The 23,360-nt window shown below is 63.9% G+C and carries 24 protein-coding genes (1 of these 24 only partly in view); 6 read left to right on the top strand and 18 right to left on the bottom strand.

Annotated features, from left to right (window positions below):
- The 15 genes from EDC39_RS09115 to glpX all read right to left on the bottom strand — a co-directional run.
- On the bottom strand, positions 1-2,245 hold the 5' portion of the coding sequence (locus EDC39_RS09115) for a sensor histidine kinase (protein ID WP_148896138.1). Its footprint begins 2 nt before the window's first position; the window shows 2,245 of its 2,247 coding nt (coding positions 1-2,245); the start codon lies at positions 2,243-2,245; only part of the stop codon is in view: it crosses the left edge, with 1 base visible at position 1.
- Between the two features lie 176 nt (positions 2,246-2,421).
- Positions 2,422-3,351, bottom strand: a complete 930-nt coding sequence (gene lpxC, locus EDC39_RS09110; protein ID WP_148896075.1) for a UDP-3-O-acyl-N-acetylglucosamine deacetylase — start codon at positions 3,349-3,351, stop codon at positions 2,422-2,424.
- Positions 3,352-3,580: 229 nt separating this feature from the next.
- A complete protein-coding gene (locus EDC39_RS09105; protein ID WP_148896074.1) occupies positions 3,581-5,272 on the bottom strand; it encodes an ABC1 kinase family protein in 1,692 nt (563 codons plus the stop codon).
- A gap of 18 nt (positions 5,273-5,290) precedes the next feature.
- Entirely contained in the window at positions 5,291-5,590 is a 300-nt protein-coding gene (locus EDC39_RS09100) for a phasin family protein (RefSeq protein ID WP_148896073.1), read from the bottom strand.
- A gap of 102 nt (positions 5,591-5,692) precedes the next feature.
- Positions 5,693-6,649 (bottom strand): patatin-like phospholipase family protein, encoded by a 957-nt coding sequence (locus EDC39_RS09095; RefSeq protein ID WP_148896072.1) that lies wholly within the window; start codon positions 6,647-6,649, stop codon positions 5,693-5,695.
- 15 nt (positions 6,650-6,664) lie between these two features.
- The gene (locus EDC39_RS09090) at positions 6,665-6,874 is read right to left on the bottom strand and encodes a DUF2905 domain-containing protein (protein ID WP_148896071.1); all 210 of its coding nucleotides are present in this window, start codon (positions 6,872-6,874) and stop codon (positions 6,665-6,667) included.
- Positions 6,875-6,876: 2 nt separating this feature from the next.
- Positions 6,877-7,413 carry an epoxyqueuosine reductase QueH gene (locus EDC39_RS09085; protein ID WP_148896070.1) on the bottom strand — a complete coding sequence of 179 codons (537 nt, stop codon included), beginning with the start codon at positions 7,411-7,413 and terminating at the stop codon, positions 6,877-6,879.
- A gap of 33 nt (positions 7,414-7,446) precedes the next feature.
- The gene (locus tag EDC39_RS09080; RefSeq protein ID WP_148896069.1) at positions 7,447-9,795 is read right to left on the bottom strand and encodes a hypothetical protein; all 2,349 of its coding nucleotides are present in this window, start codon (positions 9,793-9,795) and stop codon (positions 7,447-7,449) included.
- Between the two features lie 302 nt (positions 9,796-10,097).
- On the bottom strand, positions 10,098-11,414 hold the full coding sequence (locus EDC39_RS09075) for a diguanylate cyclase (protein ID WP_148896068.1): 1,317 nt from the start codon (positions 11,412-11,414) through the stop codon (positions 10,098-10,100).
- 6 nt (positions 11,415-11,420) lie between these two features.
- Complete coding sequence (gene ruvB / locus EDC39_RS09070; protein ID WP_148896067.1) at positions 11,421-12,455, bottom strand: Holliday junction branch migration DNA helicase RuvB; 1,035 nt, start codon at positions 12,453-12,455, stop codon at positions 11,421-11,423.
- 15 nt (positions 12,456-12,470) lie between these two features.
- The gene (ruvA, locus tag EDC39_RS09065) at positions 12,471-13,064 is read right to left on the bottom strand and encodes a Holliday junction branch migration protein RuvA (protein ID WP_148896066.1); all 594 of its coding nucleotides are present in this window, start codon (positions 13,062-13,064) and stop codon (positions 12,471-12,473) included.
- Positions 13,061-13,573 carry a crossover junction endodeoxyribonuclease RuvC gene (gene ruvC, locus EDC39_RS09060; protein WP_148896065.1) on the bottom strand — a complete coding sequence of 171 codons (513 nt, stop codon included), beginning with the start codon at positions 13,571-13,573 and terminating at the stop codon, positions 13,061-13,063. Before ruvC ends, ruvA begins: the two co-directional genes overlap by 4 nt.
- An 89-nt stretch (positions 13,574-13,662) precedes the next feature.
- A complete protein-coding gene (locus EDC39_RS09055) occupies positions 13,663-14,406 on the bottom strand; it encodes a YebC/PmpR family DNA-binding transcriptional regulator (RefSeq protein WP_148896064.1) in 744 nt (247 codons plus the stop codon).
- A 322-nt stretch (positions 14,407-14,728) separates the two neighbouring features.
- Complete coding sequence (locus tag EDC39_RS09050) at positions 14,729-15,556, bottom strand: cytidylate kinase family protein (RefSeq protein WP_148896063.1); 828 nt, start codon at positions 15,554-15,556, stop codon at positions 14,729-14,731.
- Between the two features lie 79 nt (positions 15,557-15,635).
- Complete coding sequence (glpX, locus tag EDC39_RS09045; protein ID WP_148896062.1) at positions 15,636-16,589, bottom strand: class II fructose-bisphosphatase; 954 nt, start codon at positions 16,587-16,589, stop codon at positions 15,636-15,638.
- A gap of 150 nt (positions 16,590-16,739) precedes the next feature.
- Here glpX and EDC39_RS09040 point away from each other — a divergent pair, with 150 nt between their 5' ends.
- From EDC39_RS09040 to EDC39_RS09015, 6 genes are all read left to right on the top strand, one after another.
- A complete protein-coding gene (locus EDC39_RS09040) occupies positions 16,740-17,138 on the top strand; it encodes a rhodanese-like domain-containing protein (RefSeq protein ID WP_148896061.1) in 399 nt (132 codons plus the stop codon).
- A 182-nt stretch (positions 17,139-17,320) separates the two neighbouring features.
- On the top strand, positions 17,321-18,043 hold the full coding sequence (locus tag EDC39_RS09035; RefSeq protein ID WP_187426726.1) for a glycerophosphodiester phosphodiesterase: 723 nt from the start codon (positions 17,321-17,323) through the stop codon (positions 18,041-18,043).
- Between the two features lie 80 nt (positions 18,044-18,123).
- On the top strand, positions 18,124-18,768 hold the full coding sequence (locus EDC39_RS09030) for an HAD family hydrolase (protein ID WP_148896059.1): 645 nt from the start codon (positions 18,124-18,126) through the stop codon (positions 18,766-18,768).
- 276 nt (positions 18,769-19,044) lie between these two features.
- Positions 19,045-20,196 (top strand): class I SAM-dependent methyltransferase, encoded by a 1,152-nt coding sequence (locus tag EDC39_RS09025; RefSeq protein ID WP_187426725.1) that lies wholly within the window; start codon positions 19,045-19,047, stop codon positions 20,194-20,196.
- 144 nt (positions 20,197-20,340) lie between these two features.
- The gene (locus EDC39_RS09020) at positions 20,341-20,562 is read left to right on the top strand and encodes a NifU family protein (protein ID WP_148896058.1); all 222 of its coding nucleotides are present in this window, start codon (positions 20,341-20,343) and stop codon (positions 20,560-20,562) included.
- Between the two features lie 27 nt (positions 20,563-20,589).
- Positions 20,590-20,784: a hypothetical protein gene (locus EDC39_RS09015; RefSeq protein WP_148896057.1), complete on the top strand. Its 195-nt coding sequence runs from the start codon at positions 20,590-20,592 to the stop codon at positions 20,782-20,784.
- A gap of 165 nt (positions 20,785-20,949) precedes the next feature.
- Here EDC39_RS09015 and EDC39_RS09010 read toward each other — a convergent pair whose 3' ends face one another.
- The 3 genes from EDC39_RS09010 to EDC39_RS09000 are packed head-to-tail and all read right to left on the bottom strand — an operon-like array spanning position 20,950 to position 23,311.
- Entirely contained in the window at positions 20,950-22,089 is a 1,140-nt protein-coding gene (locus tag EDC39_RS09010; RefSeq protein WP_148896056.1) for a DUF362 domain-containing protein, read from the bottom strand.
- Complete coding sequence (locus EDC39_RS09005) at positions 22,086-22,481, bottom strand: secondary thiamine-phosphate synthase enzyme YjbQ (protein ID WP_148896055.1); 396 nt, start codon at positions 22,479-22,481, stop codon at positions 22,086-22,088. The genes EDC39_RS09010 and EDC39_RS09005 overlap by 4 nt, the downstream gene beginning before the upstream one ends.
- On the bottom strand, positions 22,478-23,311 hold the full coding sequence (locus EDC39_RS09000; RefSeq protein ID WP_148896054.1) for an esterase/lipase family protein: 834 nt from the start codon (positions 23,309-23,311) through the stop codon (positions 22,478-22,480). The genes EDC39_RS09005 and EDC39_RS09000 overlap by 4 nt, the downstream gene beginning before the upstream one ends.
- Between the last annotated feature and the right edge of the window lie 49 nt (positions 23,312-23,360).

The raw sequence follows: 23,360 nt of genomic DNA, 5'->3' as shown, positions 1-23,360 counted from the left end.
AGGCCGCGGGCTGTTTTTCGCTCACCGGCAGTTCGACGACGAACCGGGTGCCACGCGGCGTGTTGTCCTTGACCCGGATGTAGCCATTATGGTCCGAGATGATGGTGGCGACAATGGCCAGTCCGAGTCCGGTTCCCGATTTCTTGGTCGAGAAGTAGGGTTCGAACAGCCGTGCCTTGTCTGCCTCCCGGATGCCGCTGCCGGAGTCGGCAACTTCCATCGTCGCCATCTTCAGGTCGGGACTGTAGTGGCTGCTGATGTCGATCCGCCCCTTGCCGTTCATGGCGTCGATGGCGTTGTCGAGCAGGTTGATCAGCACCCGCTTGATCTGTTCGCGGTCGAGGTTGAAGATCGGCAGCGACGGGTCCGGCCTGAAGTTGAAGTCGATCTCCTTGTGCCCTTCCTGGTAGAGGACCAGGGTTTCGCTGATGATTTCGTTCAGGTCGTTGGGCGTCGGGTTGCTTGCCGGCATGCGGGCGAAGTTGGAGAACTCGTTGACCAGGGTCTTCAGCTCATCGACCTGCTTGATGATCATGCGGGTGCACTCGTCGAAGACCGTGTCGTCCTCGCCGAAACGGTCGAGGTAGCGCCGGCGCAGGCGCTGGGCCGAAAGCTGGACCGGGGTGAGCGGATTCTTGATCTCGTGGGCGATGCGGCGCGCAACTTCGCGCCAGGCCGCCATCCGCTGGGCCTTGATCAGCTGGGTCAGGTCGTCGAAGACCACCACGGTGCCCATGAACTCGCCGTTTTCGTCGCGCAGGGTGGTCATGTTGACCAGCAGGGTCAGGCGCTGGTCCTGGATCTGCAGCGACAGCTGCTTGCGGATCGAATCCTTGCCCGAATGGACCAGCTCGCGCAGAAAGTCCTTGATGATCGGCAGGTAGGTCGGGCCGACGACCTCGCGAAAGTTGCGGCCGATGATGTTGTGCGGATTGATGCGCAGAAGCCGGGTAGCCGACTTGTTGATGGTGGTGATGGCGCCGTTCTTGTTGATCGAGATGACCCCGGCGGTCACGTTCGACAGCACGATCTCCATGTAGCGGCGGCGCTGTTCCAGTTCGAGGTTGGACTGGCTCAGTTCGAGGTTGGTGCGCCGCAGGGCCTGCTGATGCTGCTTCAGATCCTGGGTCATCTTGTTGAAGGACTGCACCAGGGAGCCGACTTCGTCATCGGTCCTGGCGGTCAGCTGCAGTTCGAGGTCGCCGGCGGCCACCCTTTCGGTCGCCTCGGCCAGGTCCTGCAGTGGTCCGGTGATGCCGCGGGCCAGGTAGAAGCCGAACCAGGTAGCGAGAAAGAGGATCACCAGGGCGATCAGCAGCAGGACGATGACATAGCCCTGCTGGATTTTCGACTTGAGAAACTTCGTCCCCTTGTACTGCTCGTAGGAGGTGGAGATCTCCTTCATCTTGCTGACCAGGGAGTAGGGCACGTAGTAGTTGACCACCACTGCGCCGACGATGTCCTCGGGGTTGAAGTTGGAGTAGATGGGGACGATGCCGCGAATCAGGTCGGCCTTGCCGATGGGGGTGATGCGGGTGATGCGCTTGCCCTGCAGGGCTTCGCGTATCGCCTCGGAATCGGGATTGGTGAATTCCGCCGCCGGGATGTGCGGGTTGGAAGCGCGCACCAACTCCTCGTAGGTGGCGGAAAAGACCTCGACCACGCCCAGGTTGTACTCCTTCTGTTTCTGGATGATCAGCGCCTCAAGCCGGGGCAGGTTGCTTTCGTTGAGCAGTTTCTGCTCCTTGATGGTGGCCGCCAGCTGATCGGCATAGTAGAGGGCGTTGGAGGCCGAGTTGCGATAGTAGGTCTGGGCGACTTCGAGGGATTCCTGTAGTGAGGTTTCGATCTGGGTATTGAACCAGTTTTCGATGGTGGTGCTGATGAAGCCGGCCGAGACCATGAACAGGACCATGGTCGGGATCAGGGAGAAGGCGACGAAGGAGAGGACCAGCTTGCTGCGCAGATGGGCGCCGGGAACGTTCCGGCGCCGTTCGATGATCAGCTTGAACAGGTTGCGGAAGACCAGGAAGAGAAAGAGGATGATCAACAGGATGTTGATGTTGATCAGGGCCAGGACGAGAACCGTGTTCGACAGCGGAATGCTTGAGGTGAACTGGAAAAGTTCGGTCTCGAAGCGGGAAAAGACGATGACCAGCGCCACGACCACCAGTACGAGCAGCCACTCGCGGCGTCGTTTGCGCAGCTCGCTTTTTCTGGTCTTGTCCTGGTCGCCCTGGTTCATGCGGATACCGCTCTTGGTCAAATCGGAACTATGGAGCTTTCCGGTTGCCCAAAGGTAGGATAAAACAGGGCATTTGACAAGGGTGGAGGAGGGGGCGACGAAAAAGGCCGCCTGGTCGGTCGGCAAACTCAGGGCAGCCGCAAGGCTGCCCTGGCCGTTTCGGTTCCTGTTCCGCCTCAGGCCTTGGAGAAGACCAGTTCTTCCTGGTAGGCGGCCGGGGCCTGCTCCAGCGCTTCGAGCAGGTCCTTTTCGGAGAACTCGACGATCTGCCAGTGGTCGGGTGATTCGAGCACCCGTGTGACCGCCTTGTGATTGATGTCGTGGCCGGCCTTGAAAGCCTTGATGTGGCCGAGCAGCGGGTAGCCGAGCAGGCTGAAGTCGCCGATGGCGTCGAGAATCTTGTGGCGCACGAACTCGTCGCTGAAGCGGAGTCCTTCGTCGTTGAGGATGCCGTCCTTGCCAATGACCACGGCGTTTTCCAGCGAGCCGCCGCGCGCCAGGCCGTTGGCCTTGAGGTACTCGACCTCGTGCAGAAAGCCGAAGGTGCGGGCCGGGGCGATGTCGCGACGGAAGAGTTCCGGTGAAAACTTGATCGATCGGGACTGCAGGCCGATGCAGGGATGGTCGAAGGCGATATCGAAGCTGATGCGGAAGAAACGGGACGGAATCAGGCTGACCCGTTTTTCCCCTTCGACCAGGGTGATCGGCTTGCGGATGGCCAGGTACTTGCGGCTGCGGTGCAGCCGCTGAAGTCCGGCCTCGGTCAGAAGGTCGATCAGCGGGGCGGCGCTGCCGTCCATGATCGGAACTTCCGGGCCGTCGATGTCGATGTGCAGGTTGTCGATGCCGAAGGCGGTCAGGGCCGCCATCAGGTGTTCGATGGTAGAAACGCTCAGCCCCTGCTTGCCGATGACGGTGGCGAGCCGGGTGTCGACCACGTTGCAGGCCCTGGCCTCAATGGCGACGGTACGCTCCCCTTCGGTGCGGTGAAAGATGATTCCGGTTCCGGCATCGGCCGGACGCAGAGTCATGGTTATGTCGCGACCGGAATGGAGTCCGATTCCGGTGATGGTGACGGGCTTGGCAATGGTGGCCTGAAAAATCATCTGCCTTCTCCTGGGTCGTTCGGCTCGCTCGAGCCGGCATCTGCATCCATTCCGAATGCAAGATGCGGGCCACAGTGTGGCTTTTTCTGGCTGTGAAAAAAGTCAGCAAATACAGTTTGTTATGATGTTTGATAGGAGATTGTGGCGGTAGCGGCGCGGCATTTGTGGACAGAGGAACACAGGTTGTGGACACGGGGCCACAGCCGGTCGCCGGTTTGTGGCCGGCAGGCTACAGGCGTCCGGAGCGCAGGATGGCGATCGCCAGCCACAGGCCGAGGATGCCGGCGACGGAGTAGCCGAGAAAGCCGAGAATGGGAAAGCCGAACAGGAGCGGTCCCTTGTCGGTCTGCATTATCAGGGATGAACCGACGATCAGAGCGGCGATGAGCAGGCTGAAGGAGATGCGGTTGCTGGCCTTGTCGAGGTCGGTGATCAGCTTTTCCAGCCCGCGGTGTTCGAGGTCGATCTTGAACTTGTTGCGGTTGACCCGGTTGATGAATTCCTTGATGTCGGTCGGCAGGTTGCGCATCAGGCTGAGGTAGGACTGGGCGACGCGGCCGAAGTCACGGCTCAGGTTGGCCGGCGTCAGGCGTTCCTTGACCAGTCTTTCCAGCCAGGGGCGCAGATAGCCGATCATGTTGAAGTCGGGGTCGAGCTGCCGGCCGAGTCCCTCCATGGCCACCAGGGCGCGCGCCAGCAGCATCAGGTCGGAGGGGAAGCGGATCCGGTAATGGGTCAGGATCTCCACGAAGTCACCGAGCAGCTTGCCGACCTTGATCTCCTGCAGCGGCAGTTCGTAGTAGTCTTCGATGAACTCGCTCAGGTCGCGTTTGAGGGCCTTGATGTTCGATTCGTCGGTCAGTTCGCCGGAGTAGAGGAGCTGGTCGATGATCCGGTCGACATCCTGCTGCAGGATGGCGAGCAGCAGGTCGACGATCTGCCGCTTCAGCTCGTCGCCGATATGGCCGACCATGCCGTAATCGATCATGCAGACCCGGTTTTCCGGCAGAATGAAGATGTTGCCCGGATGCGGGTCACCGTGAAAGAGGCCGAATTCGAGCACCTGGCGCAGAAAGAGGTCGGCGCCCCGGCTGGCGATGACCTTCAGGTCGTAACCCTCGGCCCGCAGGCGATCGAGGTCGCTGACCTTGATCCCCTCGATGTGCTCCATGGTCAGCACGGTTTCGCCGGAATAGTCCCAGTGGATCTGCGGCACGTGAACGGTTTCGTCGCCGGCGAAATTGGCGGCGAAGCGCTCGATGGTGCGCGCCTCGCGAGTGAAGTCGAGCTCTCGGTGGATGGTGCGACGGAATTCCCTGACCAGACCGACCGGATCGTAGAGATCGCCGCCGGGCACGTGGTGTTCGATCAGGTAGGCCAGTCCCATGAGGATGTCGAGGTCGGTTTCGATGACATCGACGATTCCCGGGCGGCGGATCTTGAAGACGACCTTGGTGCCGTCCTTGAGGCGGCCGTGGTGGACCTGGGCGATGCTGGCGGCGGCGATCGGCTCGGGATCGAATTCGGAGAAGATTTCCTCGACCGGATAGCCGAACTCGCGCTCGATGGCGGCCCTGATCTTGTCCTGCGGCACCGACGGCACGCGGTCCTGCAGCTTTTTCAGCTCGTCGATGTATTCGCGCGGAACCAGGTCGGGACGGGTCGACAGCAGCTGGCCGAGCTTGATGAAGCTCGGTCCGAGCTCCTCCAGAGCCAGCCGTAGCCGTTGCGGCTGGCCGAGGCGTTCGATCTCCTTGGGGGCTGTTCCCAGGGTGACTATCTTGCGCCCCAGCTCAAGATAGTAGTTGATGTTGAGCTGTTCGACGAACTGCCCGAAGCCGTACTTGATCAGGATGCCGAGAATGGTCCGGTAGCGTCTGATCGTGCGGATATTGCGGTTGAAGCGGGAAAAGGGAAGCATTTGTGGCCCGTCGGGGCGTTACTGGCTCTTGAGCTTCTTTTCCAGCTGGCTGACCTTCTTGCGCAGCTTTTGGAACTCGTCGGCGGTGACAACTCCGAGCCGCTTGCAGGCCTTCTCCACTTCCTGCTGGGCCAGCTCCTCCAGCTTGGCCTGGTTGACCTTGGCGGTTTCCTGCAGCTTCTGCAGCAGGGCGCGCCCCTCGTCTTCGCTCAGGTTCAGCCGCTCCTTCATGTCGGCAAGCAGTTCTTCGGCCTTTTTCTGGCTGAGAGATGCGGCGCCCATGGCGGTCAGCATGGCCTTTTCGATCAGTTCGAACATGGTCTCCTCCTGTTTTTCAGTTATTACAGGCAGTTAAAGTGTAACACAGGGCCGCCGCCGGGCAACCGGAAATCTTCTCTGCCGCCAGTTCGGCGTCTGGACTCAGCCGCCGGCGGCGATCAGCCGGCGGATGGCGGGCAGCTGTTGGCGCGCCGCTTCTTCGCCAGCCCGGATGATCTCTTCGCCGCGGTGGAATTCGAGCATGTTGATGCCGGCGAACTGCGGACGCAGCAGCAGATCGACACCTTCCTTTTCAAGCCGCAGGGCGTTGATCTGGTTTTCCATGATGGCGACGCTCTGGGCGAAGACGCGGAAGATGTTGGGCGGACGGCGTTCCTCCTGTTTGCTGTCGCCGCCTTTGTCGTTGCGCCCCCAGATGTCCCGCCACAGGCGGTCGACCCGGTCGGCGTTGATCAGCCCGAACAACGAACCGCGCGGTTTCTGGCGGCGCGGATGCGGGGAGGGAACCCAGGCCTCATGGCTGCGCTTGTCGACTTCGGGGATGGCGCACAGGCCGAGAATCCTGTTGGCGCCCAGTTCCCTGACGGCGCCGACGGGAACGGGATGGCAGAGTCCGCCGTCGACCAGGAATCTCTGCCCGATGCGGACCGGCGGAAAGATGCCGGGAAAGGCGATGGCGGCCCTGAGGGCGGGCAGCAGCTCGCCCTGGCGCAGGATCATCGCTTCGCCCGATTCGATGTCGGTGGCGGCCATGGCGAGGGGGATCTGCAGTTCGCTGAAGGCCCTGACCGGCAGCAGCTCGGCGAGAAACCGCTCCAGCCGTTCGCTGTCGATCAGGCCGCTGGTGGGAACCGTTGGCCTGACCAGCCGGCCCAGCTGCCGCCAGTCGACGCGCAGGGCGACATCCTCCATGTCGGCGGCCGGAACGCCGGCGGCGTAGAGGGCGCCGATCAGGGCGCCGATGGAGGTGCCGGCGACGGCGACCGGCCGGATTCCTTCGGCTTCGAGCACCTTGATCAGGCCGATGTGCGCCAGCCCCCGGGCAGCGCCGCTGCCCAGGGCCAGGCCGAGGCGGACATTTTCGGGTTTCCGGTTCATGCGGAATAGTCCGGTTCAGCGGCGAAAGAGCCAGAGGAACAGGCTCAGCAGCAGCGAAAGCAGCAGGCAGCTGCCGAGGGGGAAATAGAAGGTGAAGTTCTCTTTTTCGATCCGGATGTCCCCCGGCAGTCTCCCCGGCAGCGGCAGCTTGTCCGCCAGCAACAGCAGCAGGCCGGCCAGCATCAGCATGCCGCCGGCGATCAGTAGCAGTTTCCCCGGATGCATGATCAACCTCCAGGCCGGTAGTAGCGGTCCTTTTCCGAATAGATGCAGCCGCAGTACTGTTGGCGGTAGAGCCCCATCGCCTTCGACTTGTCGATGCCCTGGCGCCAGCCGACCCGGAAATCCTCGTAGACGAAGGCGAGGCCGAATTCGGCGGCGAGTTCCTCGCCGTAGCGGCGGATAGCGTCGTGCTGCTGGTAGCGGGAATAGAGCAGGCTGGTGGAGAATCCCTCGAATCCCTGCTCCGCCGCCACCCGGACGGTTTCACGCAGGCGGGAGCGGTAGCAGTAGTCGCAGCGCCGCTGCGGCTCGGCGGCGACGTTGGCCAGAAATTCCTCGAGCGGATAGTCCTCGCGCACCTGCATCGGCAACTCGACCCGGTCGGCGTACTCGAGGGCGGTTTCCAGCCGGCGGCGGAACTCCTGGTAGGGATGGATGTTGTGGTTGTAGAAAAAGCCGGTCAGTCGGTGGCCCTGCTGGCGCAGAACTTCGACCGGGTAGATGGCACAGTTGCCACAGCAGACATGCAGCAGGATGTTCATGGTCGGCTCCCTGGCGATTAGGCGGCCAAAAATTCATTCTAAGGGGTTTGTCGGAGAAAATAAAGCCGCAACCTGCCGGACCAGGTCCCAGGGCGGGAACCCCCATTCCCGCCACAGGCGGTTGACCAGCCGGTCCGGAGCGGCGGCCGCTTCCAGCCGGCATTGGCGGAGCAGCTCGCGGCGCAGCCTGGCCAGATCGTGCAGGTAGCGTTGCAGGATGTCGGCGGCCACCTGCGGGTCGGTCGGCAACTCCACGCTTTGCCGGCGGGCCGAGGCCAGCAGCAGGCAACCGGCCAGCGGTTCGCAATCGGTCCGGATGCTCTCGCCGTCCGGCCCCTGCAGCTCGATGGAGGAAAAGAAGCGTTCCTTCTCCTTCAGGGGACCGGAGAATCTCCAGCTCTTCAGCGCGGGACGGTAGTGGTCGTAGAGGTAGTGTTCGGGGAAGAGCGGCAGGCCGTCGATCAGGATCCGTTCCCGTATTGTTTCCGCCAGCTGGCCCTGTCTGGCCGGCGCGGGCGCGTTTTCGCGCACGGTGCGGTTCGGCCGGGGAAGGTCCGGGTCGGCGAGCCGTTCGCCGAGCCAGAAGGCGAGCTCCTCGTCGAGTTCCCTGGCCGGGGGCAGCTCGCTATCGGGTTGCCAGGCGACATTGCGCAAAGCCTGCAGCCTTTCCGGGGTCGGGTAGACGGGGGGCAGATCCTTGGCTCGCCCCTCGGCGAAGACCGACCGGGCCCGCGCCGGATTGAATCCGCACCACGCCGCCAGGTTGCGGCCCCAGCTCGAGTGCCAGAAGAGAATCTGCTCCCGCCAGAGCTCCGCGGGGGGCGGCGCTTCCTCGGTCAGCCGCAGTTCGTTCTGGCAGAGCATTGCGAACAGCGGATCGGGCCAGTCGAGGGCGCAGGCGAGATAGCGCAGCGATCGTTGCCGCAAAAGGTTCCAGTCGAGATCGCGGCGGATGGTTCCGTTTTCGAGTTGGCAGACCGTCTCTTCGTCCGGAATCCGTTGCAACCGCAAAGAGATGTTCCCGTCTTCCAGTCGCATTTCGCGGCAGCAGAACTCGCTGCACACCAGTTCCCAGAGGGGGCGGCCGATGGTCGGCTGCAGCAGGCTGTCCGGCAGTTGCAGTTGCAGCTCGCCCGCCGGCGCCGCCAGGCCGAGAAGGTGGATGAAATCGTAGCTCCAGGCGGGGGCGGTCGGCGCCAGCCGGAATCGCCGGCTGGGCCAGGAGAGCCGCAGCTGTGCCTGCTTGTTACCCCGGAGCCGACTGTCCGGTACCGACCTGTCGGTCAGCACGGCCGTGATCCTCTCGTAGCGCTGTTGCGGCGGCAGCTCCTCCAGGCGGTTGACGCAGATGGCCGCCGCCGGCCGCTGTTCCAGCCAGGCGCACAGGGTGTGCCATGCCGCCAGGGGAGCGTCGGCGACCAGGGCGTCGGGAGGATCGCCGGCAAGCGCGAGTGGCTGGACGGCGAGCCAGCGCCCCGTAGGCCGGTTCTGCGGACCTGGCCCCGGCGGGGCAAGAGGGGCCAGGTCGGGGGTCAGCTGTTTCAGCGCCGCGAGCAGCAGCGGTGCGTTGATTTGTTTTTCGAGTTGCTGCAGGCGGTGCCAGAGGTGGTGGAAGCGGACGGCGGCCGCCTCCGGAAGGGGTGGTTCCCCTTCGGCCGGGACGAGATGGCGGTCGATCGGCGCGGGAAGCTGGCCGATGGCGTAGCCGAGGGCCCGTTCGAGCTTTTCGGGCTGGATGCCGCGGCCGAGGACGCGGGCGTGGATCACGGCGACCAGGCGGAAAAGGACGAGCAGCGCCTTGCCTCGGGCGGCGCGGGCAAGGTCGTTCCAGGGGCGCCGGCCGTCGTCGACGGCGGTGCGCAGAGCCTGTTCGATTTGGGGGGTGACGTCGAGCAGGCAGAGGTGCAACAGGTTGGTCAGCCACCAGGAAGAGACAGCCGTGTTGCCGGCGCTTTGCAGCACAGACAGGACCTTGAGCCGTTCCAGCAGGCTGCGCAGGGCCCGGTGCAGCGCCGAAGCGCTTTGTTTGCCGCCCAGCGGCCATTCCTGCTGCAGCCGGATATCGTCCTCTTGCCTCTGCCAGATGGAAACCCGCTGCCGGTCCCAGACGGCGAAGTGGTCGAGGCCGACAGCTTCGGCCAGGGCGGCTCCGCCCTCCAGGATGTCTTCCGCCAGGTCGCGGGGCAGCAGAATCAGACCGCCGGCCATGGCGCTGGCGCGGTTGATCCACAGTACCAGGTGCTCGGCCGGCGGTGGTTGCGGCGTCAGCAGCGGCGGACCGGTTTCGACGCGGCGGAAGGGGATCCGTCCGGTCTCCATCTCCTGCTCGATCCAGTGGACCAGCTGTTCGCGGAACTGTTGCAGAAAATCTTCGTCGGCCATGCACTGTCTGCGTCGACGGCGGTTGCCCGTCCTGTCGGAGATTTCAGTCTGTGTGGGGCCCTGCTCAGGGCGAAATAAAAGGGCCGTCACCATGACGGCCCTGGGGGTGATTCAGCGGGGCTTTATCGTTGAATTTTTCCCCCGAAAAAAAGCTAGCATAGAGGCCTGTTCTTGCCAACCCCATTTCTGCGGGTTGCGGAGACGCGGATCCTTGGGCAGGCCGTTGAAAAACGTTCTGAGAGCGGGCGAGACAAGGCGAAAAATGCAGTTTGGTAAATGAGCGAGTCTGTTCTCGGGCCCGGTCAGTGTATGCGGCGGCGGTCGAGCAGGTAGCAGCTGCCGGGACGATCCTTCAGGTATTCCTTGATCCGGGCGCATTCGCGACCGATGAGTGTGGCGCTGGGATGGTCGAAATTGTCGGAGGCGACGATGGCGATCGATATGCTGAGCAGGGGAAATTTCCGCTCTTCGCCGAAACGGTCGCGGGCGATGAAGAACCCGGCCCGGCGGTCTTCCTCGGAGTAATAGGCGGGGATGGCCCGGTCGAAACGGCGGACGATCTCGTCTGCGATGCGTTCGGCCAGCTCCGGCCGGGTCAGGAAGATGTAGTCATCGCCGCCGATGTGGCCGACCATGTCGTCTTCGCTTCCCAGTTCGGCCACCACATCGCGGATGATGTCGCCGGTCATGCTGATGACATCACTGCCGCGCTGGTATCCGTAGCGGTCGTTGTAAGCCTTGAAATGGTCGAGATCGGCGAAGGCGTGGGCGAAGGCCTCCCCCCGCTCGATGCGGGCCTCGATCTCCTTGCGGATGGCCAGGTTGCCGGGCAGGCGGGTCAGGGGACTGGCGTCGAGCTGGTATTCCTCCATCTCACGCAGCTTGCGCCCCATCTCGCGCATCTCGCGGGCCAGCCGGCTGAACTCGTCGTTGCCCCTGGCGTCGAAGTCGATATCGAAGCTGCCGGCCCCGAAGTCGCGGATCATGCGGGCGAAGGTCTGCAGCGAGTTCTGGATGTACAGGTGCAGGGAGATGCCGGTGACGGCCGCCAGCAGGATGCCGCAGATCACCAGAATCAGGACGACCTGATAGGTCTGGTCCCCCTCGCGGGAGATGGCCAGCAGCGTCTGGCGGGTCTGTTCTCCGGTCCGACGGGAGGTTCGCTCGATCTGCTGCAGCAGGTTGCGGCGCAGCGCGCCGAGTTCACCCGTCACCAGGCTGTGCGCCCGGTCGAGCTGTCGCTGCCGGCAGAAGGTGAGAAAATCGCCGGCCGTTTTCAGGTAGTTGCGGGAAGATTGTCCGAAGGAGAGTCCCTCTCTGCCGGAGAGACGACCGAACGCGGTTTCCGCTTCGACAAGACGGCCGCCCAGGGAAACCAGCAGCCCCGGTCGCTGGTCGAGCAGGTACTGCAGGGAGAGGCGTTCCTCTTCCAGCAGGGTGTCATGCAGCGACTGAAGCTGTTCCTGCAGGCTGAGATCGACCTGCAGGAGCTGCCTGGAACGTTCGGCCTGGTCACGCAGGCGGAAGAGAGCGTAGCTGACGGCGCTGAGGCTGAACAGGGCCAGGATCAGGTAGCCGAAAATGATCTGCCGGGTCAGGGTCGGTCGCTGCAGTGCCATGGCCGGTCAGCCCCCGCTTTCCGGCGGTGCGAACAGGCCGCCGGCCGCCGGCGGCTGGCGGTCGAAATGGCGGTAGGCCAGAGGGGTGGCGATGCGGCCGCGCGGCGTGCGGTGAATGAAGCCTCCCTGCAGCAGGAAGGGTTCGATGACGTCCTCGATGGTGTCCTTCTCTTCTCCGATGGCCGCCGCCAGAGTGTCGAGTCCGACCGGCCCGCCGCCGAACTTTTCGATGATGGTCAGCAGCAGCCGGCGGTCCATGTGGTCGAAGCCCCGGGCGTCGACCTCCAGCCGTCCCAGGGCGAGGTCGGCGATTTTCTGGTCGATGGTGCCGTCGCCCTCGATTTCGGCAAAATCGCGCACCCGTCGCAGCAGGCGGTTGGCGATGCGCGGCGTGCCGCGACTGCGGCGGGCGATCTCCAGCGCGCCCTTTTCGGCGATGGGAATGCCGAGCAGGCCGGCGCTGCGCCTGACGATGGTCGCCAGCTCTTCCGGGGTGTAGAACTCGAGGCGGGCGATGACGCCGAAGCGGTCGCGCAGCGGCGAGGAGAGCAGGCCGGCGCGGGTGGTGGCGCCGACCAGGGTGAAGCGGGGCAGGTCGAGCTTGATGGTGCGCGCCGAGGGCCCCTGGCCGATGATGATGTCGAGCTGGTAGTCCTCCATGGCCGGATAGAGAATTTCTTCCACCACGGGGGAGAGACGATGGATCTCGTCGATGAAGAGCACGTCGCCCGGTTCGAGGTTGGTCAGGATGGCGGCCAGATCTCCGGTCTTTTCGATGACCGGCCCGGACGTGCTCTTGATGCCGACCCCCATTTCGTTGGCGATGATGTTGGCCAAGGTGGTCTTGCCGAGACCGGGGGGGCCGTAGAAAAGGACGTGGTCCAGGGACTCCTGCCGTTTGCGGGCGGCGTCGATGAAGACCTGCAGGTTCTGCTTGACCTTGGTCTGGCCGATGTATTCGGTCAGCAGCCGGGGGCGCAGGCTGTTCTCGAACCCGTTGTCGTCGTCCTGGATGTGGCCGGAAATCAGCCGCTCGGTCATGGTCCGTCTCCCCTGTCAGCGCACCAGCCGGCGCAGTGCGGTCTTGAGAATCTGCTCGACACTGGCGTCGGGATCGATCTCCAGACCGTCGAGCACCTTTTTCGCCTGCGCCGCCTTGTAGCCGAGATTGACCAGGGCGGACAGGGCGTCCTCCCGGTTGTCCCTGATCGCCGCCGGCCGGTCGGCGGTTTTCTCCGACGGCGGCTGTGGACCGGCGACCTTTTCGCGCAGGTCGACTACCAGCCGTTCGGCGGTCTTCTTGCCGATGCCGGGGATACAGGCCAGGCGCTTGCTGTCCCCGTTGGCCAGGGCCTGCCGCAGTTCGTCGACCGGGATGTTGGACAGAATGTTGACGGCCAGCTTCGGACCGACCCCCGAGACGCTGATGAGCAGGGCGAAGAGCTCCTTCTCCTCGCCGGTCAGAAAGCCGAACAGCTGCAGGGCGTCTTCCTTGACATGGGTGTGGATCTGCAGGGTGGTGACGCCGTCGTCCGGCAGAGCATAGAGGGTGGAGAGGGGAACGGTGACCCGGTAGCCGACCCCGTTGACGTCGATGACCAGGTGATCCAGCGCCCGCAGGGCGATGCGGCCTGTCAGCTGAGCGATCATTTCTTCACTTTCCGGTTGCCTGCCAGCGCCAGACGGTTCTGCAGCGGGGCGCTGTGGAAATGGCAGATGGCGACGGCCAGGGCGTCAGCCGCGTCCTCCTGGGCGATTTCCGGCAGGTTGAGCAGGGTGCGCACCATCTGCTGCACCTGGATCTTCTCCGCCTTGCCGTAGCCGACCACGGCACTTTTGACCTGCAGGGCGGAATACTCGCAGACCGGCAGGCCGGCGTTGATGGCGGCGAGCATGGCGCTGGCGCGGGCGTGTCCGAGTTTGAGCGCCGACTGGGCGTTTCTGGCCAGGAAGATGTTCTCGATAGCCAGAACGTCGGGAGCGAAGCGTTCGACCAGTTCGGCGACGCCGTCATGGATGATCTTGAGCCGGTCGGCCAGCGGTTGCCTGCTGCTGGTGACGATGACGCCGTTGTCGACGTGGCGCAGGCGGTTGCCCCGGCCCTCGATGAGGCCGTAGCCGGTGAGCCGGGAACCGGGGTCGATGCCGAGTATGCGCATAGAAAATCGGGCCTTGGGCGTAAGGCGCTGGGCGCTGGGGGGGCTGATTGAAAACCCGGGGCCCAGCGCCCGACACCTGGGGCCCGCTGTTATCCCATGATGCGGGCCATCTCTTCGTCGGACATGTCGAAATTGGTGTAGACGTTCTGCACGTCGTCGTTGTCTTCCAGCTTTTCGATCAGCTTCATCAGCTGTTCGGCCTGCTTGCCCTCGACGGAAGTTGTTGTCTGGGGCAGCATGGTGATTTCGGCGGTGGTGAAGCTCAGCCCGGCTTCCTCGAGGGCGTTGCGCACCGTTTCGAAGTCGGCCGGATCGGTGACGACCTCGATGCCGCCGTCCTGGCGGACATCTTCGGCCCCCGCCTCGAGGGCGACCTCGAAGATCCGGTCGAAGTCGGCGTCCTCGGGGAAGCTGATCAGTCCCTTGCGGTCGAACATGAAGGCCACCGAGCCGCTGACGCCGAGGTTGCCGTTGTGCTTGTTGAAGATGTGCCGGACTTCGGCCACGGTTCGCGTGCGGTTGTCGGTCAGAAACTCGACGATGACCGCCACGCCGCCCGGTCCGTAGCCCTCGAAGGTGCCTTCCTCGTAGTTGACGCCGTCGAGATCGCCGGTCCCTTTCTTAATGGCCCGCTCGATGTTGTCCTTCGGCATGTTGGCCTGCTTGGCCCTGTCGACGGCCAGGCGCAGGCGGGGGTTGGCGTTCAGATCGCCGCCGCCGATCTTGGCGGCGACGGTGATTTCCTTGATCAGCTTGGTGAAAATCTTGCCTCTCTTGGCGTCCTGGGCCCCCTTGCGGTGCTTGATGTTGGCCCATTTGCTGTGACCTGCCATGCGGGGATTCTCCTTGTGGTGCTTTATGGTTTCATCAAGCGCGCTATTCTACAAAATTCCGCCCGCGCTCACAAGTTTTTGCCCCGAGTCCCCCCTGTATTGTGGCCGAGGGTGCCGAAGGGGGCAGATGCCGGGTATCCGGCCGGTTCGGGCGCAGGCGTGGCTCGAGCCATGTCGAACACTTGAACGATGCGGCCGAACCGGCAGATGGGTCTGTCGCTGCAGCCGGATCCCGATATGGTTGGTTTGGGACTGCAGCGAAAAAAACCCGGAAGGCCAACGCCTCCCGGGTCCGGTCGATCTGGGGATGTCGCCGTGTCGGTCAGTGGTCGCTGGGGATGTTGTGGTAGGCGATGACCTTGAGGTCTTCGACCACCTCCCGGACGCCGTCGACGCCTTTGATGATCTTGAGCGCCTGCTTCAGGTCGTCCTGGCTGTGCATGTGCCCGGAGAGGGTGACCATGCCGTCCCTGACCTCGTTGTGCAGGTGCAGGGTGTCGATCTTCTTTTCGCCGGTCAGGGCGATCTCGATCTTCTTCTGCAGGATCAGGTCGCGAAGGATCTTCTTCGATTCCCCCTTGCGTTCGACAAGGTTGCTGTCCTGAACGCCGTCGCAGATCAGCTTGACAGCCATTTCGTGCGAGAGCTTGGAGGTGTTGATCACCAGGTCGTAGTGCAGGGGGTCGGCCCAGTCGCGGTCGAAGTAGTACTTGATGAATCCGGCCCGCTGCTGGTCGCTGCGACGGACCAGGATGCGGGCGTAGTCGGGATCGAGCCATTCCCTTTCGGCCCAGCGCTCGACCCGTTCTTCAAAGGGAGCGATGATGCGCACCCGAAAGACGTTGGACACCTTGGCCAGCAGGTCCTGGCCGCCGCGGCCGTAGATGATGACGTTGCCGGCCAGGGCCTTCTCGAGGATGATCAGCTCGATCTGGTGCAGGTCAACGGCCAGCTTCTGGTCGAGTTCGTCGACGAAGGCCGGCGGTTTTTCGTCGGCCAGCTCGAAGGCCTCGTCACTCAGTCCGTAGTCGCTGGCTGCGTTTCGCAGGGCGTCGCCGTCGATCAGGGTGTAGCCCAGCCGTTCGGCAACCTCGTGGGCGATCGGAATGCCGCCGCTGCCCATTTCCCTTGAGATGGTGATAATCGCCATGGATCAATCCTTCTCCGTTCCTGGTAGGCAAATTCCCGCGAATTTTAACAGGCGGCTACGCGCTTGACAAGGTTTGCGGTCAGTAGACCGGCTTGTGGTCGAAGTAGTGCAGACTGCGAATGAAACGGACGGTGCGGCTTTTCGAGCGCATGACGATCGATTCGGTCTCGGCGCCGCCGGCGTAGTAGCGGACCCCGCGCAGAAAATCGCCGCTGGTGACGCCGGTGGCGGCGAAGACCACGTCGCCACCGGCCATCTCCTCGGCGGAATAGACCCGGTCGAAATCGGTGATGCCCATGTCGCGGGCGCGGTCCCGTTCTTCCTGGGTCATGAAGACCAGCCGTCCCTGCATGTCGCCGCCCATACACTTGAGGGCGGCCGCGGCCAGCACGCCTTCTGGGGCGCCGCCGATGCCGATGAGCATGTCGATGCCGCTGCCCTCGACGGCGGTGGCGATGGCCGGGGCCACGTCGCCGTCGCTGATCAGGTGGATGCGGGCGCCGACCTTGCGGATGTCCTCGATGATGCGGTCGTGTCGGGGGCGGTCGAGGGTGACCACCGTCAGGTCTTCGATCCGGCAGCCCTTGGCTTCGGCGATCCGTTTCAGGTTGGCCGACGGTGAGTCGTGGATGTCGATGACACCGCGGGCCGAAGGGCCGACAGCGATCTTTTCCATGTACATGTCCGGGGCGTGCAGAAAGCCGCCCTTGGGGGCCAGGGCGATGGTGGCGATCGAGCCGGGAAGTCCCTTGGCGCAGATGTTGGTTCCTTCCAGCGGGTCGACGGCGATGTCGACTTCCGGCGGCTGGCCGGTGCCGACCTTTTCGCCGATGTAGAGCATGGGGGCTTCGTCCATCTCCCCCTCGCCGATGACCACGGTGCCGTCAATCCCGATGGAATCGAGGGTGCGGCGCATGGCTTCGGTCGCGGCCTCGTCGGCCGACATCTTGTCTCCCTTGCCGACCCAGCGTCCGCAGGCCAGGGCGGCGGCTTCGGTGACCCGCACCAGTTCCAGTGCCAGATTGCGGTCCAAAGTCAGTCTCCGATCGGTGGAATGGCCCGCCGGCTGCCGACGGGAGTAGGCATGATGCCACGAAACGGCGGGGGAGGCAAGAAAGAGGGCTGCTTCCGCGGGCGGCATTGTTCTATAATGATAAACTGAATCATTAAGGATGGAGGTAGCATGAACAGAACACGGCTGTCTGCCCTTGTTGTCCTTTTGCTGTTGACCGTTCTGTCGGAGCCGCTGCTGGCCGCCATGGCGCGCAACATCGACGCCGCCGGCGCCCGCCGGCTGATCGCGGAGCGTCCCGACCTTTTCATTCTCGATGTCCGGACACCCGAGGAGTTCGCCGGGGTACGGCTCGAGGGCGCGGTGCTGATTCCCATCGACCAGGTGGTGAAGCGGATCGCCGAAATTCCGCGTAACCGGCCTGTTCTTGTCTACTGCGCCGTCGGCTCGCGTTCGTCACAGGTGGCGGGCTATTTGGCCCGGCTCGGCTATTCCGAAGTCTACAATCTCTACGGCGGGATCTGGGGCTGGCGGCTGCGTGGCTACCCGGTGCTCAAGGGACTGCCCTGAAGTCTGACGCCCTTCGTTGTCCAGGGCGCCGTAACCGTGCCGGCTGCCGCGACCGAAGATCAGGGTCAGCAGCATGCCGGCCAGCAGGAGCAGGGCGAGCAGCAGCAGCCAGAGATGGTGAGAATTTCCTTTTCGCGACATGACGATCGCACCTGAATCCTAAGGGGGAAGGGATGCCGGAAATGCCTTTCATCTGGGCGCATCGCGGTGCCTCGGCGGTGGCGCCGGAGAATACCCTGGCGGCCTTTCAGGCGGCGCTTGCCGCCGGCGCCGACGGCATTGAACTCGATGTCCAGGTGACCCGTGACGGTGTCCCGGTCGTTCTGCACGACGAACGCCTCGATCGTACCACGGACCGGCGGGGTCGGGTAAGGGGCCTGACCCTGAGCCAGGTCCGGCAGGCCGACGCCGGTGGCTGGTTTCACGCCAGTTTTCGCGGCGAGCGGGTGCCGACCCTGCAGGAGGTGTTCGAGTGGGCCGGTGACACTGTCGAGCTCAACCTCGAAATCAAGGATGCCGCCGCGGCCGGCGCCGTTCTCGCCCTGCTGAGGTTCTACCCTGCGGCGCGGGTGCTGGTTTCATCCTTCGACCGCAGTTTGCTGCGCCGCCTGCGCCGGGCCGCGCCACGGCTCGATCTGGCCGTGCTCTGCGACCGCAGGTTCTGGCGGGGGGCGTTGCGCGAGGCGGTTCGGCTGGACGCCCGCGCCCTGAACCCTCGCCAGGATCTGTTCGGCGCGGTGATGGCTTCGCTCTGCCGCCAGCGGCGGTTGCGGGTCTACCCCTGGACCGTCGACGATCCGGCGGCGATGCGCCGGCTGTTGCGCCAGGGCGCGGACGGTTTTTTCACCAACGACCCGGCGGCGGCGCGCCGGCTGCTGTCGGCATCCGATGTCGCCGGCGACTGAGCTTTTGTTTCCGCCTTGCCCCTGACGGCAGCTCTGGTAGGCTGTAAGGGCGACGTCTCCTTACCCTTGCGGAGTGGCCCTTGCTCGTCGACGCTGACCGGACAGAAGCCATCGTCTTCGATCTCGATGGCACCCTCTATGTCAATCGCCAGCTGCTGACCGAAATCGAGTGGACGGCGGAACTGCTGGTGGCGCAGGGGCACGGCATCGTGCGCGGCGAGGCCCGCCGGATGATCGCCGCAGCCCGAAAACGTCTCGCCGATCCCGACGATCGGGAACCGCCCCTGTCGCGGGTCTGCATGGAGCTCGGGGTCGATCTGAAGGAGCTGCACCGGGCCTTCGAGGAGTTTGTCCGGCCCGAACGCTACCTGGTGTACGACCCGGTTCTGCACGCCCTGCTCGATTCACTTTGCGACCGCTGCGCCCTCTACATCTACACCAACAACAACCTGGCCATGACCCACAAGATTCTTGCCCTGCTCGGGGTCGAAGAGCTGTTCGACAAGCTCTACACCATCGAGTTCTGTTGGCGGCCCAAACCGGATCCCGAGGCGCTGCAGCTCGTTCTCGAGGATATCGGTGGTCCGCCCGAGCGCCTGCTCTTTGTCGGCGACCGCTACCAGGTCGACCTCGAACCGGCGCTCGAGCACGGCATCCCGACCCTGCTGGTGAACGAAACCGCCGATCTGCTGCAGGTTCACAAGCTGCTGGGACTGCTTCCCTGAAACCTGAATCAGTGAGCTCATCACCGGCGGATAGCACAAGTCATTGACCTGTCTGAGCGTCCCGAAAATCACCGGTGAGCCTATGGGTGCGTCTCAGGTTTTTGAAAACCTCGTTCAGGCCGAGCACTTGTACTCTCCATCCGGCATGAACTCATTGACTCAGGTGAAATGCCGAAACGATGGAAACTTGAGCAAAAAAGTCACCTTTTTCTTGTCAGTGGCGCTCCCCTCGGTTAGAATCGCCAACCGAATCTTTCCGGCGGAGCATTGAAACCCATGCAGGTGGAAAACGAGACGAACGGTCAACTGGAGGCGCTGATCCGCGAAAGGATCCGGCGGCAGGGGCCGATTCCCTTTGCCGAATACATGCGCCTGTGCCTCTATCATCCCGAGTACGGCTATTACATGACGCCGCGCCGCCGCATCGGCAAGCAGGGGGACTTTTTCACCTCCAGCAGTGTTCATTTTCTGTTCGGCCGGCTGATCGCCAGACAGCTCGTCCAGCTCTGGGAACTGCTCGGCGGCGGTGCCATGACCATCGCCGAACAGGGGGCCGGTGAAGGCTACCTGGCCCTCGACATTCTTGACGCCCTGCGGGAGGAGGCGGCCGACTGCTACCACAGCCTCACTTACGCCCTGGTCGAGGTCAGTCCGGAACATCGCGCCCGCCAACAGGAGCGCCTGGCCGGCCATGCCGCCCGGCTCGTCTGGTGCGAGCCGGGCGAGCTCGCCGGCATGACCGGCTGCATTCTGAGCAACGAACTGGTCGACGCTTTTCCGGTGCATCTGGTCGAGAAGCGGGACGGCCTTCTGCGGGAAATCCATGTCGGTCTCGACGGTGAAACCCTTGTCGAAGTGGTGGCGGAGCCGTCGATCGGCCGGCTGCAGGAGCATGTCGACTGGCTCGGCTGCGGTCCGGTGGAAGGGAATCGCGGCGAAATCAACCTCGAGGCCGTCGACTGGATGCGGCAGGTCGCCAGGCTGCTCGGGCGCGGCATGGTGCTGACCATCGACTACGGTTATCCGGCCGCGGAGCTCTACGCACCGCACCGGCGGGCCGGCACGCTGCTCTGCTATCATCGCCATCGCAGCCACGACAACCCCTATGTCAACATCGGCTGCCAGGACATGACCAGTCATGTCGATTTCACCGCCCTGCAGAAGGCGGGGGAGGAAGAGGGGCTCGAAACCCTCTGGTTTGGCGAGCAGTACCGCTTTCTCATGGGGCTGGGATTCGTCGAGCAGCTGATAGCGTTGCAGGCCCGGGAGACCGACCCGTTGCGGGCACAGCAGCTGCGCATGACCCTGAAGAATCTCATTCTTCCCGAAGGGGGTATGGGGGAGACCTTCAAGGTGCTCGTCCAGGGCAAGGGGATCGGCCGCCCGGAGCTGCTCTGTCAGCGGCCGATCGAAGCGATCAGAATCTAGCCGGGCGCAGGCTGCCGGAAAAGATCTCGCCGCGGCGTTGTTTCCGTTTTTCGGCAGCCTGGTCAGGCGGCAATCCCGGCTTCCGGTACCTTGCCAAGCCGGAGCGGGGAGGCTATACTTAACCTAACGAACGGAGGTCACTCAATGAAAGCTCAGGTTGAAGAAGTGTTGAACCAGGTCCGTCCGGCGCTGCAGGCCGACGGTGGCGATGTCGAACTGATCGATGTTACCGAAGACGGTGTCGTCAGCGTCAAGCTGACCGGAGCCTGCGGCTCCTGCCCCATGTCGACAATGACCCTGAAAATGGGTATCGAACGAACCCTCAAGGAAAAGATTCCGGGAGTCAAGGAGGTCGTGCAGGTCTGATGGCGCGATGCTCCAGAGGAGATCGTCATGATTCGGGTTAAGACCTTTGGTGAACCGTTGCAACCGTTCAAGACGCGACGTGAACTGGAAGAACTCGATGCCAGGGTGAATGCGTTTCTGGTTGAGGAGAAAGTCAGTCGCGTCATTGTCGTACAGGATACGCCGACGACCGAAAATGGCAATGTCATTGGTCTGATCCGTACGCTGGTCTACGAAACCTGACTTGCCCCTCTCTGCAGGGAGGCGCAGAACAGAAAGAAAGGCCCGCAAGCATTGGCTTGCGGGCCTTTCTTCTTTGTTGGCGGCGGTGAGTCGGGAGTGTAAGAATCGGCATGGTGCGCCGTCAGTGGCATGTCGGTTTGCTGAAGCTGGTGCGGAGGCTGGCTCTCATCTTCTGTTTTTGCGCCAGCGCTCGGCCATGCGCAGCAGCCGTCCCTGGCAGGTGTCGATGGCGGCGTGCGGACAGAGCTCCTGGCAGCAGAAGCAGCGGATGCAGCGGTCGAGGTCGATGACGACCTGTCCGGTCAGGGCCATGGCCCCGGGCGGGCAGTGCCGGACGCAGTGGCCGCAGCGGACGCAGCGCTGATGGTCGATGGCGGGAAAGGCGGTCAGGGAGCGCTTCAGCCGTTTTTTCAGCCAGGGTGGCAGGCCGAAATTGACGTCGGTCTGCCGGGCCGGACGGAAGCGGGCCGGGCGCAGCGTCTCGAGTGGCGGGCCGACCAGGTCGACATCCTGCAGCCTGCTGCCGGCGCGGCCGGTTTTGCGGGCGACGCGCCAGGTCCAGACCGCACGCTCGTCAAGCCCGAGCAGATGGGCGGCGACGGTGTCGACGGCCACCGGATCGCGGCCGGCCAGCAGCAGTCCCAGCGCGACCGGGTCGCCGTTGCCGGGTCCGTTGCCTTCCATGCCGGTGATGCCGTCGACGATGGTCAGGGCCGGAGCCACCCGGTCGGCCAGATCGAGCAGCATCCGGGCGAAAAACGCCTTGTCCGTTCCGGCCTGCAGGTGCAGCTGCGGTTTGCGCATGCCGACCACGGCGCCGAAGAGGTTCTTTACCGCGCAGGTCAGCCCCATCATCTGGTGGGTCTTCAGTTTCGGCAGGTTGATGACTACGTCCGCCTCGAGGATGTCGCGGGCCAGTTCGAGCTGGTGAAAGGTACCGCCTTCGATGCGGACCGGAACCGATTCGGCAAAGGGCGCAAAGCGCGCTTGCGTCTCCTCGATCACCTGCAGGATGCCGCATTTGCTCGCCACCTGTCGCGGATTGCCGAGACCCGGCGAGTCGCCGACGCTGACCACGCCTCCGGCCCGGCGGACCAGGTCGATGGCGGCGCGGACGATTTCGGGATGGGTGGTGACGGCCTTCTCCGGCGCCTTGCCCGCCAGCATGTTGGGCTTGAGCAGAACCTTCTGGCCGGGGCTGACGAAGGCCTCCATGCCGCCGAGCGGGGCGAGCAGTTCCTCGAGGGCCGACCGCACCTCCTGTCGCCGGTAGCCGGCAAGATGCCGCAGGCTGACCCTGTTCATCGGCCGATGATCTGCAGGTGGACTTTCCGCCGGCGCGGGCCGTCGAATTCGCAGAACCAGATTCCCTGCCAGGTACCGAGAACGGGCCGTCCATCTTCGACGGGGATGGTCTCGCCGGCGCCGATCAGGCTGCTTTTCAGGTGGGCGGCGCTGTTCCCCTCAACGTGCCGGTAGCCGTCCTCGAAGGGAACGATTCTGTTCAGTTCCATGACCAGGTCGTGCGGCACGTCGGGATCGGCGTTTTCGTTGATGGTGACGGCAGCCGTGGTGTGGGGCGTGAAAACGAGCAGCAGCCCCGAACGGATGCCCGATTCGGCCACCGCCTGCCGGACTTGGGCCGTGATGTCGATCATCTCGACCTGCCGGCCGCTGCTGACTTCCAGGGTGATCATGGGGCGACCTCGCGCAGGGCCTTCAGCAGCGGGCGCAGGGCGCGGGGATGGTAGAGCAGGCTGTTGTGGCCGATCCAGGGCAGTTCGTGCCGTTCGCTCCCCTCCAGCTCGGCCAGCCGCCAGGGCAGGACCATGTTGTCCTGCGGGCTGAGGATGTTGACCATGCGCACTTCCGGCGGCATTGCGGCTTCGTTCAGGCCGCGCAGAAAGTCGCTGCCGGGAACCAGGTGCCGGGCCAGGGGGCTGAGGGCGAAGGGCGCGAGTTTCGAGCCGTGGTTGGGGGCGCCGAGCAGCACGCAGAGCTTCACCTTTTCGGCGCCGCCGCGCCGCTGGATGTAGTTGCGCGCCAGCAGGCCGCCCATGGAATGGCCGATAAGAATCACCTTGTCGACGCCGGTCTCGAGGCGCAGGCTGTCGACCTTCTTGGCGATCATCTCGGTGAGAATCTCGATGTCGTGCCAGACCGACAGGTTCAGGCTGAAGATGTCGCGGTAGCCGGCCATGCGCAGCCGTAGCCGCAGCCACCACCAGCAGGCGCGGTTGAGAAAGAGGCCGTGCAGCAGCAGCACCGGTGTCTTGTTGGTCTTGCGGACCGGCTTCTCGGTCAGGGGGAGCCAGCCGAAGGGATGCGACAGCAGGGTGAGGTAGAGCAGGATGGTTTCGCCGACGATCAGGCCCAGCGAGCGGAGGAGGTTGCGCGGAGCGAAACGTTCCTGCATCAGTTCGGGCCGCAGGTTGGCCGATTCGTACCAGGCGATGGCGCAGGAGAGAAGTACGGCCAGAAAGGTCAGGCCGAAAAGGATTTCGAACAGGGTGTACAGCAGGTTCATGGCAGTTCCTCGACCGGGCGTGCCAAAGTATCGCACGGCGTTGGTGCGG

The sequence above is a fragment of the Geothermobacter ehrlichii genome, assembly GCF_008124615.1.
Lineage (GTDB): Bacteria > Desulfobacterota > Desulfuromonadia > Desulfuromonadales > Geothermobacteraceae > Geothermobacter > Geothermobacter ehrlichii.
This window is presented reverse-complemented; position numbering and strand designations above follow the sequence as displayed.